This is a genomic window from Ruminococcoides sp. (genome assembly GCF_057037865.1).
The window spans coordinates 116,886-128,794 of sequence record NZ_DBLZMS010000007.1 but is presented as its reverse complement, the minus strand read 5'-3'; the positions used below and the strand labels follow the sequence as shown (position 1 = coordinate 128,794).

General features: G+C 40.5%; 9 protein-coding genes. 3 read left to right on the top strand and 6 right to left on the bottom strand.

Annotated elements, in window-relative coordinates; all coding sequences use genetic code 11:
• Positions 1-16 precede the first annotated feature (16 nt).
• The 5 genes from recG to AC2HW8_RS07730 form a co-directional block, all read right to left on the bottom strand.
• Entirely contained in the window at positions 17-2,062 is a 2,046-nt protein-coding gene (recG, locus tag AC2HW8_RS07750) for an ATP-dependent DNA helicase RecG (RefSeq protein ID WP_484327383.1), read from the bottom strand.
• Positions 2,063-2,136: 74 nt separating this feature from the next.
• On the bottom strand, positions 2,137-3,783 hold the full coding sequence (locus tag AC2HW8_RS07745) for a DAK2 domain-containing protein (protein WP_484327382.1): 1,647 nt from the start codon (positions 3,781-3,783) through the stop codon (positions 2,137-2,139).
• A 221-nt stretch (positions 3,784-4,004) separates the two neighbouring features.
• Complete coding sequence (locus tag AC2HW8_RS07740) at positions 4,005-4,778, bottom strand: TIGR00282 family metallophosphoesterase (protein WP_015524141.1); 774 nt, start codon at positions 4,776-4,778, stop codon at positions 4,005-4,007.
• Between the two features lie 81 nt (positions 4,779-4,859).
• Complete coding sequence (locus AC2HW8_RS07735) at positions 4,860-6,038, bottom strand: sporulation protein YqfD (protein WP_484327381.1); 1,179 nt, start codon at positions 6,036-6,038, stop codon at positions 4,860-4,862.
• A 9-nt stretch (positions 6,039-6,047) separates the two neighbouring features.
• Positions 6,048-6,320: a YabP/YqfC family sporulation protein gene (locus tag AC2HW8_RS07730; RefSeq protein WP_021884105.1), complete on the bottom strand. Its 273-nt coding sequence runs from the start codon at positions 6,318-6,320 to the stop codon at positions 6,048-6,050.
• Positions 6,321-6,393: 73 nt separating this feature from the next.
• Between AC2HW8_RS07730 and AC2HW8_RS07725 the strand changes: the two genes are divergently transcribed.
• The 3 genes from AC2HW8_RS07725 (at position 6,394) to AC2HW8_RS07715 (ending at position 9,855) form a co-directional block, all read left to right on the top strand.
• On the top strand, positions 6,394-7,464 hold the full coding sequence (locus AC2HW8_RS07725; protein WP_484327380.1) for a nucleoside recognition domain-containing protein: 1,071 nt from the start codon (positions 6,394-6,396) through the stop codon (positions 7,462-7,464).
• A gap of 13 nt (positions 7,465-7,477) precedes the next feature.
• Complete coding sequence (gene asnB / locus AC2HW8_RS07720) at positions 7,478-9,310, top strand: asparagine synthase (glutamine-hydrolyzing) (protein WP_484327379.1); 1,833 nt, start codon at positions 7,478-7,480, stop codon at positions 9,308-9,310.
• A 239-nt stretch (positions 9,311-9,549) separates the two neighbouring features.
• Positions 9,550-9,855 carry a phosphatase PAP2 family protein gene (locus tag AC2HW8_RS07715; protein WP_302307646.1) on the top strand — a complete coding sequence of 102 codons (306 nt, stop codon included), beginning with the start codon at positions 9,550-9,552 and terminating at the stop codon, positions 9,853-9,855.
• 128 nt (positions 9,856-9,983) lie between these two features.
• Here AC2HW8_RS07715 and AC2HW8_RS07710 read toward each other — a convergent pair whose 3' ends face one another.
• A complete protein-coding gene (locus AC2HW8_RS07710) occupies positions 9,984-11,798 on the bottom strand; it encodes an RICIN domain-containing protein (RefSeq protein WP_484327378.1) in 1,815 nt (604 codons plus the stop codon).
• Between the last annotated feature and the right edge of the window lie 111 nt (positions 11,799-11,909).

The following is an 11,909-nucleotide window of genomic DNA, read 5'->3' as shown; positions in this document are numbered from 1 at the left end:
TCCCATTTATAGTTTTTCAGTTTAAAGCATTTTGTCCGCCACGCTCAAACAGGCGGTCTACCTCTGCTTTTAACAATCGTATTTCATCGTTTCGGATATCGCCGTAACGGTCCATTATGCAGTCTGCAATTTTTTGAGAAAGTTCAAGGCTTTTTGTGTCGGCAAAATCGGCAATTGACATCTGCGGAAGTCCATGCTGTCTGTGACCGAAAAAGTCGCCGGGTCCTCTCATTTTCAAATCTTCATCGGCAATGACAAAACCGTTGTTCGTTGAACACATGACCTCAAGCCGTTCTCTTGTTGTCTTACTGCCCTTGTCGCTGATGAGAATACAATAGGACTGCGAACTGCCTCTGCCAACCCTTCCTCTCAGCTGATGGAGCTGTGAAAGTCCGAATCTTTCGGCATTTTCAATCACAATAACCGTAGCATTCGGAACATCAACGCCGACTTCTATTACCGTTGTGGCAACAAGAACGGAATACTCATTCTCGACAAACTTACGCATAACCTCGTCTTTTTCATCAAACTTCATCTGTCCGTGAACTATGCCGACTGCTATGTCAGGAAATTCCCGCAACATCAAATCTGCGGCATATTCTTCGGCTGACGCAACATCGTCAAGCTCGCCTTCTTCAACAAGGGGACAAACTATATACGCCTGTCTGCCGTGTTTTACTTCACTGCGGATAAAGTCATACACTCCGCCACGCATTGCAGAAGTTCGCAACACGGTTTTCACGGGTTTTCTTGACGGCGGAAGTTCGTCAATTATTGAAATGTCGAGGTCGCCGAAAATGATAAGTCCGAGTGTTCTCGGAATCGGGGTGGCACTCATAACAAGCAGATGCGGATTGTTGCCCTTGCCGAGAAGCTTTGCTCTTTGCGCAACGCCGAATCTGTGCTGTTCGTCGGTTACGGCAAGCGCAAGATTTTTAAACTCGGTTTTATCGGTAATGAGAGCGTGTGTTCCGATTACCATATCAATCGAACCGTCTGCAAGTGATTTTCTGATTTGTTTTTTTTCGGATTCCCTGAGTGTGCCTGTCAGCAGACCAACCTTGATATCCGTATTTTCAAAAAGCTTTTGAAATGTTTTGTAATGTTGTCGGGCAAGGATTTCAGTCGGCGCCATGAATGCGGTCTGAAATCCGTTTTTGGCAACCGTGTAGCAGACCGAGGCTGCCACAGCCGTTTTGCCCGAACCTACATCGCCCTGAACAAGTCGGTTCAGCGGAGATGATTTGTTGATTATATCGTTTATGCAGTCCGACACCGCCCGTTTTTGGGCATTTGTCATTGTGAACGGCAAAAGCGATTCAAATTCTTTTGAATAATCCTTTGTGATTTCAAGAGAGGTTACTCCTCTGCTGTGGTCACGCAGATTTCTCATTCCGAGGTTCAGCACAACAAGCTCTTCGGTAACAAGCCTTTTTCGGGCTGCTTCAAGCTGTTGGCGGTTCTTCGGAAAGTGAATGTCAAACAACGCCTGTCTGAGTGAGCAAAGGTCAAATCTTTCTCTTATGGCATCGGGCAAAGGATCCTTAATTTTTGACGGCAGCATTGAAAGTGCCTGTCGTACGGCTGATTCAACCGATTTACTCGGAAGTCCTGCCGTTTGTCTGTAAATCGGACGGATTTGTGTTCCCTTGACAGCAGGAGCAAAAGTCGGAGATACAATCTGCATTCCGTAGCTGTCGGATGAGATTTTTCCGTAGAAGAAATATTCTCCGCCCTGTCTGAGCATTGAGCTGATGTATTTATTGTTAAAAAACACAAGCTGAATTGAACCCGTTTCATCATAGACTGCGGTTTTGGAAATAATTCTTCCGCCGCTTATTCGGGTATCGTTTACAGATGTTGCGACAACAGCCTTTATGCAGACGGTTTCACCATATTCAAGCTCGTCAATATGCTTGATGTTGCTCCAATCCTCGTATGTGCGTGGATAGAAATTAATCAAATCTCCAACGCTTTTAATCCCGAGTCTTGCAAAAAGTGCGGCACGCTTTTCACCTATTCCGTTCAAATTTGTAACGGGAGTTTTATAAAGTGATGTCATACCGCACCTCCGTTATACAAAACGGGAGCATAACCGTAAAAATTATGCTCCCTGAAAAAATCCGATTTAAATGCTTATTCTACACTGAGAATAAAGTAGTAAACAGGCTGGTCGCCCTTTACAAGAGTAATATCGGTTCTTGAACCGAACTTTTCACGAAGCTCTCCGTATGCCTTTTCTGCCTCTTCCTCACTTACATCCTCACCGTAGATAAGAGTAATGAATGAAGTGTCACGGCTGACCATATCCTTTGCAAGCTTGACAAGAGCCTTAACTGTGCTCTTTTCTGTGATTGTAAGCCTGCCGTTTTCAAGAGCGATAATGTCGCCCTCTTTGATTTTTTTACCGCCAAATTCACTGCTTCTTGCGGCGAAGGTTACAAGACCTGTGCCCACAGACGCAAGTGCGTCCGTCATAAGCTGTGCGTTGCTTTCGGCAGAAATCTCGGGATCAAAGTTGAGCATTGCCGTCATACCCTGCGGAATTGTTCTTGTCGGAACAATGATGACATTTCTGTCTTTTACCATCGGGATTGTCTGCTCTGCGGCAAGAATGATGTTTTTATTGTTTGGAAGAACGAGAACATTCTTGGCAGGAGTTGCCATAATTGCCTCATAGATATCGTCTGTACTCGGGTTCATACTCTGACCGCCCGAAACAACATTGTCACAACCGAGGTCTTTAAAAAGGTCTCTAAGACCGTTACCTGCGGCAACTGCAACAAAGCCGAAATCGTTTTCAGGTTCTGCGGGAACAAACTTTTCCTTTTCAGCCTTTTTCTTTGTTGACTTGACATTCTTGTGCTGTTCCTTCATATTCTCAACCTTAACCGTGAGAAGCTGACCGAACTCAAGTCCTTTTGAAAGAGCATTGCCCGGCTGTTCCGTATGAACATGAACCTTGATAATCTCATCATCATTTACAACAACTACGCAATCACCGATTGATTCAAGATAACTGCGAAGCTCGCCGATTTCAGTTTCAATCTCGGCATTTCTGCCAACGATGAACTCTGTGCAATATGTGAATCTGATGTCATCGTCAAATTCAGCGGCGGCACTTTCAAATGTGCTGACGGTTGCAGGAGCTGTGTCATCGTCAGCTTCAATCATAATGCCGTTCTTAATTACAGAGAGCATACCCTCAAAGATTACGCAAAGACCCTTACCGCCTGCGTCAACAACGCCTGCTTTTTTAAGCACAGGCAAAAGCTGAGGAGTGATTGCAAGCGCCTCGTTAGCCTTGTCAACGATTGTCTGCCATACAGACACAACATCTCTGTCATACTTAGCGGCTTCGATACCTGCCTCATAAGCCATTCTTGCAACCGTGAGAATTGTTCCCTCTGTCGGTTTCATAACAGCCTTGTAAGCGGCGTCAACACCGATTCCGAGTGCTGCGGCAAGATTTTTGCCGTCAACTTCTTCAATGTCTTTAAGTCCCTGGGCAAAGCCACGGAAGATTAGTGAAGTGATAACACCCGAATTGCCTCTTGCTCCACGGAGCATTGCAGAGGCTGTGATACCTGCGGCATCACCTGCACAGGTACCGTCAAAATCTTCAAGCGCTGCAACAGCCGCATTGACTGTCATTGACATATTTGTACCTGTGTCTCCATCGGGTACAGGGAAAATATTAAGATCATTTATACTGTTTTTTTGGTTTGAAATATTATTCGCACCGGAAATAACAGCCTGTTTGAGAATTTGTCCGTTTATCATTTAGGCACATCCTTTTAATGTACATTTCTTAATCAACTGCATAAGCCGATTTTACACCGACAAACGCAGTTTTACAATAATTCACATTATAACATTATACATTATCAGCTTGTTTTTTGCAATAGTATAATACACTAATTATCTGCAAAAAAAGCCGACTTAATCGGGATTGTTTCATATTTTTTGACAATTGGAAACAATTTACTTTATGCTGATTTGTGTTATTCAATACGCATTGACTCGGCTGAAACGCACTTTCCGCTTTTGTCATCAACATCAAAAAGCGTACATTCCATTTTGCATTCTCCGCTTGCAAGGTCAAAACGCTGCGGAAGCTTATTTTTCAGCTTTGCAATTATAATTTCGCTCTTTACACCGAGAACGGAATGTATTGTACCCGTCATTCCCGTGTCGGTTATGTAGCCGGTTCCCTTCGGAAGGACCTGTGCGTCAGAGGTCTGAACATGGGTGTGTGTTCCAAACATTGCGGAAACTCTGCCGTCAAGGTAATAACCCATTGCCCTTTTTTCACCCGTTGCCTCTGCGTGAAAATCAACAATTATGATTTTGCTTTCAGCCTGTTTAATCATTTTATCTACACATTCAAAAGCGCAATTCAGGTTGTTATCCATATAGGAATTACCCATAATATTTATAATCGACACAATCCTTCGCCCTGTGTCAACATTAATTATACCTTTGCCGGGTGTTGAATTTTCGGGAAAATTGGCTGGTCTGACAATGAAGGGATTTGAGTCAAGGCAGTCATAGACTTCTTTTCTGCGGAAAGAATGGTTGCCGAGTGTAATTGCATCAACTCCGCTGTCAAAAAGATGCTTAGCAGACACGGGAGTCAGTCCGTTGCCGTCAGCGGAATTTTCACCGTTGCAGATTACAAAATCAACGCCTTTCACCTTTTTGAGCGTGGGAAGATTGTTGCGAAGAAATTCACAACCGATACTGCCTACAACATCACCTATACATAAAATTCTCATAGCTATCCCTCCGTTTGTGTCCGATTGCAAAATTTCAGTCGTTCAAAGCAAAACATACAAATTGATTATAACACAACTTTTCTATTCTGTCACATCAAAATCAACCTGATCTGCAATATTTTCGTTAAAAATATAATCTGTTGTCACCCTGTAGCTACCTTTATTTTCTTTAACGGAAATTTGTTTTGAAATAACCTTGCTTTTATTCTTTGTAAAAATCTCATAGAGAATACAATCAGCCTTTGCAATCTCCTCAGCCCTGTTTTTACTTACAAAGTTTTCGGTTGTTACAAGTTCACGGTCGGTTCTGATTTTAAGTCCTACCGGCAGAACAACATCATTTATAAACAGATTTTCTCCGTGAACTGTGCTTACAAAATTGTCGTAGTTTTCAAAGGCAAGGTTACAGGGAAAATCAAGCCATAAAAATCTGAAATTTTTTCTGTCAACATAATTTTCACCAGCGTAACTGTAGGTTACTTTTTTCGGAATTGAAAGCGTTTGCTGTTCGGTAATGTCGGCATAAACCTTTGCGTTTGCTCTTAAGTAACGCATATCGCCCTGCTTGGTTTCGTCAAGCCCGCTGACAAGAATCTGACCGTTCACAACTCCGCTGCCCTTTGTAACAACAGGTCTGCCGTTATATGCCTGAATCCGTGTTATGACTCCGTCCTTAACGGCTTTTACATTGCAAGGATTTTTTGAGGTGTCAAGCTTAGGCTTTTTGTAGGTTTCCTTAACTTCAACCGTGACAAGACTGCCCGTTATGTTTATGCTCATCCAGCGGATATCGTCGCATTTCAGCTGAATATTGCGTTCTATCTGATCTGTATCGAGATTGTTTTTCCACACACCGACAGAAATCCCGTTATCACCAAGTAACGATTCAAGATATGTATTGCTGATTTCCTCTGTACCCGAAATTTTTACCGACCAGATAAAATTTGAAAGAAAAATACAGAGAATAATTCCGCATACCGCACCTGCAAAAAGTCCTGTTCTCTTCTTATAGCGGTTAATAATAAACGGCAGTCCGTGTTTGGCTGTTATTCTTGTTTTAACCCTTGATTTGCGTGCAAGGATTCTGATTTTTTTGTAGTCGGAAAGGTACATTGAGGCTGATATTGCGTTCTTTTTCGGAACGGGATTCCAGAGATTCACACCGTTTTTTGCGGTTATGTTCATAAATCTTTCGGGAAATTTTCCGCTTGCGGTAAAGTCCACACTTCCTCTGAGAAAGCGTATTATTTTAAGGAGCATAGTTTCACCTCACGAAAGAAAGTTGATATCGGTTACAAAGCCTTCAATTTCAACGCAGGAGCTTGAAATGCACTTCAATGTCATTCCTCTCCCGCAAAATGAAATTACGGTTTTGCAGGTATTAATTTTTATGCTTTCGCTGTCATAGAGCAAAATCCCCGTTGAACCCTCAACGGTTATTCTGCGGTTTCCGAGCATCTCTATATACGGCATTGTTCCCATATCAAACATCGGAGAAGGCAATCTTTCGTTTTTATCGGCAATTCGTTTCTTCTTTGGCAAAAAAATCTCCCCTGTTTTCGTTTCTCATTTATTTTTATGCAACTGCCGTCATATATATTAATTGGTGATTAATATGTTCCTGAGTAAAAGTGCCGTAAAGGCGGTGAATATTTTTAAATCAATCGGAATTTTTCTTTTATGCATTACGGCTCTTTTGTTTTCAAAAGAATGTTCAAAGGGTGCTGAAAACGGCATAGGCTTGTGCCTTTCAACGCTTGTACCGTCACTTTTCCCTTTCATGGTGCTTGCCTCATATATTACAGATAGCGGTCTTGCAGAAAAAATCGGCAGACATCTTTCATGGCTGACAAAACCGCTTTTCGGACTTGACGGCTGCTTTGCATCGGCAATAATTCTCTCGCTTGTCGGAGGTTATCCCGTTGGTGCAAAGACGGTAAATTCACTTTATAAAAAAGGTGCGGCAAGTGAAAGTGAGTGTAAACGGGCAGGTCTGTTTTTGGTGTGTTCGGGACCGGGGTTTCTTGTGAATTTTATCGGTGTACAGCTTTATTCAAGCATTGAAGTCGGGTTTATTATATTTGCCGCCCAATGCATCTCGGTTTTTATACTTGGATTTGCTTTAAAATTCGTTTGCAGAAACAAACTTGATGATAATTCCAATTCGGAAATATTAATAAGCACTCCGCAAAAAGGTGACGCACTTGTAAAGTCTGTTCTTGACGGTGCAAGAGGAATGTTTGCAATCTGTGCATTTGTGGTGCTGTTTTCGGCATTTACTGAGATTTTCTGCTCACACATTACGGATGAAAATATTCAAAAACCGTTTTTGATACTCACGGAAGTTTGCAATGCGGTTACTGCGGTATCGAAAGATTTGCCGATTGAGGTTGTTGCATTTTCGGCAGGATTCAGCGGACTTTGCGTACATTTTCAGATTTTCTCGGCACTTGGAAATATTAAGGTTAATAAAATGTTATTTTTCTTTTGCAGAATTTTGCAAGGATTTATCACCGCATTGCTTACGCATTTAGGAATAAAACTTTTCTCCGTCACAACCGATGTTTTTTCAACATCAACGGTTGAAAATTTCAGTTTTTTCGGAGGAACTGTCCTTTCGGGAGCGGCTTTGCTTTTTACCGCTTTATGCTTTTTATATTCACTCAAAAATTACAAACAAAATTGACGGAGGTTACTTTATGTGCGGAATAGCAGGATGGATTGACCACTCACAGGATATGAGCGAAAGAATCGATTTGCTCAACAGAATGTCTGAAACGCTTGACAGGCGAGGTCCTGACGAAAACGGTTTGTACATTAACCGAGGGGCGGCGCTTATGCACAGGCGGCTTGTTGTAATTGACCGTGAAAATGGCAAACAACCGATGTCTGTTCGTCACAAGGACACGACCTATGTCATTGTCTATAACGGCGAACTCTACAACACAGCCGAGCTTCGTGAGGAGCTGAAAGCATCGGGTTTTCATTTCAGAGGTCACAGCGACACGGAGGTTGTGCTGAAATCGTACATTAAATACGGTGCGGACTGCTGCAAAAAGCTGAACGGAATTTTTGCCTTTGCAATCTACAACACAAGCGACAAATCTCTGTTTTTGTGCAGGGACAGAATCGGCGTTAAGCCGCTGTTTTACTATGAATACAACGGTGGCTTGCTGTTTGCGTCAGAAATAAAAGCATTGCTTGCAAGCAAGATTGTAAAGCCTCAAATTGACGAACAGGGACTCAATGAAATTTTCTTTTTAGGACCTGCAAGAACGCCTTCGTTCGGAGTTTTCAAGGGAGTATTTGAGCTTAATCCGGGCGAATGTGCAATGTATAGGCACTCAAAGCTTCGCCGAAAAAAATACTACACCGTTGAGGCAAAAGAGCATACAGACAATGAAGTAACTACCATTGAAAAGACGAGATATCTGCTGACTGATGCAATTCAGCGACAGCTTGTGAGTGATGTTCCGCTGTGCTTTTTCCTTTCAGGAGGGCTTGACAGCAGTATAATTGTCAAGACCGCATCAATGTACAACAAGGAACACAAACTCGGCAAAATCAACACCTACTCGGTTGAATACCGTGACAACGAAAAATATTTTCAAAAGAGCAATTTTCAGCCTACTCCCGACTACGAATTTATTTCGATGATGTCAAAAAATGCCGACACAAAGCACAGGGAAATTGTCCTTGACAACACGCTTGTGTGCGACGCACTTTATGAAAGTGTTCAGGCAAGGGATTTGCCGGGGTATGTTGATGTTGACTCGTCACTTTTGCTCTTCTGCAAAGAAATCAAGCAAAACTACACCGTTGCACTTTCGGGAGAATGTGCCGATGAACTTTTCGGCGGATATCCGTGGTATCACAACCATGAAATACTTTTTGAGGATTGTTTTCCGTGGTCAAAAAGTCAGGATATTCGCAGGAGCATTCTCAAGGACGGTGTGCTGAAAAACGGCGAGGAGTATGTCAGACAAAGGTATCTTGACACAATAAGCCTTGCCCCAAAGCTTAAAAGCGACACCGACCTTGACAGGCGAATGCGAGAGATGTTCTACCTGAATTTTTACTGGTTTATGCAATGTCTGCTTGAGCGAAAAGACAGATGCTCAATGTTCAGCGGACTTGAGGTAAGAGTGCCGTTCTGCGATTACAGACTTGTTGAATATGCGTACAATATGCCGTGGGAATTAAAGGCATGGGGCAACCGTGAAAAGGGAATTGTGCGAAAGGCTTTTGAGGATATTCTGCCCGAAGAAATTTGCTGGCGAAAGAAAAGCCCGTACCCGAAAACGCACAATCCGATTTACTTCAATGAGTGTGTAAAAAGGGTTAGAAAAATTCTTAAAAAGCGTTCAATTCTAAACGAACTGCTTAACCGAAAAGGAATTGAAGATATCATTGAAAATCCCGATAAAATCACAAATCCGTGGTACGGTCAGCTGATGAAAGCACCGCAGATTCTTGCGTATATAATCGAACTTGACTACTGGTTTGATAAATATAATGTTGAAATAGTGTAACGGTTATGTTAAAATCGGAGTGTAAAAAGCATTGGGAGATGTAGAAAATTAACCGTGAACAATATATTAAACTGACCGATTTCTTCAAGAATAACAAATCCGCAAAAAATGTGTTGAAATTCGTATATAAAATTTTTCCGCTGACAGTATTTGCAAGCTATCCGATTTTGCTTGTATATACATTTTTATGGCAAAAAGATTTGTTTTTAAAGTCGCTGACTGTGCCTGCGGGGGTGTTTTTGGGAATAACACTTCTGCGAATTATCATAAAAGAAGAACGCCCGTATGTGCGGTACGGAGTTGCGCCTGTTTTTGCAAAGAACAGCAAGCCCGACAGTATGCCGAGCCGCCACACCGCAAGTGCATTCATCATTGCAATGGCAATTTTGCGGTTCAATGTGTGGGCAGGAATTGCATACCTCTTCATTGCGGTTATAATTTCCGTGTCAAGAGTGTGTGCAGGAGTGCATTATGTGCGTGATGTCATAGTCGGTGCAGCAATAGCAATCCTCTGCGGAATTGTATTTTTGTTTTTGGTATTTTAATATAAAATTGTGCAGACAGTAACAATGTTACGCTCAATCATAATTTTCAATTTAAAAAGCCACAGCAGAAAGTAAAAAATCTGCCGTGGCTTTTTGTTGAGTGAAAATATTTATGAATTTTTTAAATTTTATACGGGTATTTTTACAATAATTTTCTGAATGTATGTAGCATCTCTAACATCAATCACTCCGTCACCGTTGCAATCAGCAAGCAACTTTTGGTCATCAGTAAGCGTTGCTATACCCACAACATACTTTTGCAATAATGTTGCGTCAGTAACTGATACCAAACCATCTAAATCTACATCACAAGCTAATCCATCATATTCACAAATAAAGCCATTAGAAACCCCTGATGTTGAAGCGTTAGTTGTATCATTCCACTGAGCAAGATAATTTTCATTATTAAATACGGATAGATATCGTTCTATATTTGCAACATTATTTGGTTCACCAATTGCCCAATTTGTATAGCTCATTGATTCTCCAGTTACCCACTTCCATTCATTTATATTTTCAAGATTTGTAGCACCTACATTGTAAAATGTCCTCTTACCATAGCGAATTAAACTTTCTATAACCTTTTGTTCTTCAGATGATGTAATTGTAGCTAAATGACCACCTTTATTTTCGCACACCAATTTTGCTGTTTCCCAAGATGTTGGTTTATCATACAATTCGTATATGTGTCCTTTTGAAACAACAGTTTTTATAGGTGAATAACTACTAACATTTGTAGTAAATGTTATTGATTTACACTCATGATAATCTTGAATTGCGTTATAAGTCTGTAAAACAGCTGTAAATGTGCCTTCTCCTAACTCTATATTATAACTATTTTCCTGTACATTCCATATATTAATAGGAGCTTCACCATTCCACACACTATTACCATTATATATTTTTAAATTATAATTAGATGTGCATTTTGGAGTATCCCACGAAAAGGTAATTGAGCCATTATTGTCAGAATAATTCAATGTAGTTTCAGCAAGCTCATCAAAATTTCTTTTATTTATTGAAAAAATTTCTGCATCAGAATTATCTTTTGTACCACAAACAAGATTAACCCCTTGATAAAAATTCCAAGCGTTCATTTCCATTACACAGTCAGAACATTTTGGTTTCAATTGATAACCATTTCCGCACTTATATATATACCAACGCTGGGCATCAGTATCATTATTTTCATATACGCCTATATTAGCACCATCATCACTGCTTCCATTTTCCACATCAAGGCATTTATCATTCTTAGCTGACACAATTTTATAACTACCATCGTATTGTCTATAAAATTTCCAATATTGATTATCTCTATATGTTTCCCAACAAATATCAACATTGTTATTATCCTCAACTGTTAAGTGATTCCATGAAGCAATATGTGTTATTGACGCATAAAAATCCGTACCTAAATCAACAGTCGTAATATCGGAGTCAAGTTGAGGACTTGATAATAGATAAGAAAAGCTATATTTATTAAACATCTTGCCATATTTACTAATCGTATTATCCCACTTTATACCACAATATCTAACATAAGATGAACCGCTGTAATTACCGTTACCATTGCAATCTACAAAAGTAATAGTATCACCTGAAACATTTGTAACAAAAACAGTGTGTCCACTGCCGCTTGTATTTCCGTATTGAAGTATGTCACCTTTTTTCACATTATCAATGCTATACACTCTTGACCAAGAAGATGGATATGAGCCAAAAACATTATATCCAATAAGTCTTGCAAAGCCATAGCATTCAGTACCACCATCAAAACTCTGATTAGCCCAAGTACTATAATTCGGGTACTGTGAACGCAAACTATTTATCTTGCTATCAAATTCTGACTGCGTAATTGCACCTACAGAAAAAGTCGCAGAAAAAACAAACAGCAAAACCACAATATTAATTGATAACATAACAGAAATTATCTTTTTCATCTCTATTCCCCCTAATTATTTATTTGTACAATATACGCATAATTATTGTTTGGGTGTGCATATTATTGTATATTTGTATTATAGTCATATTTATAACTATTGTCAAGTGCA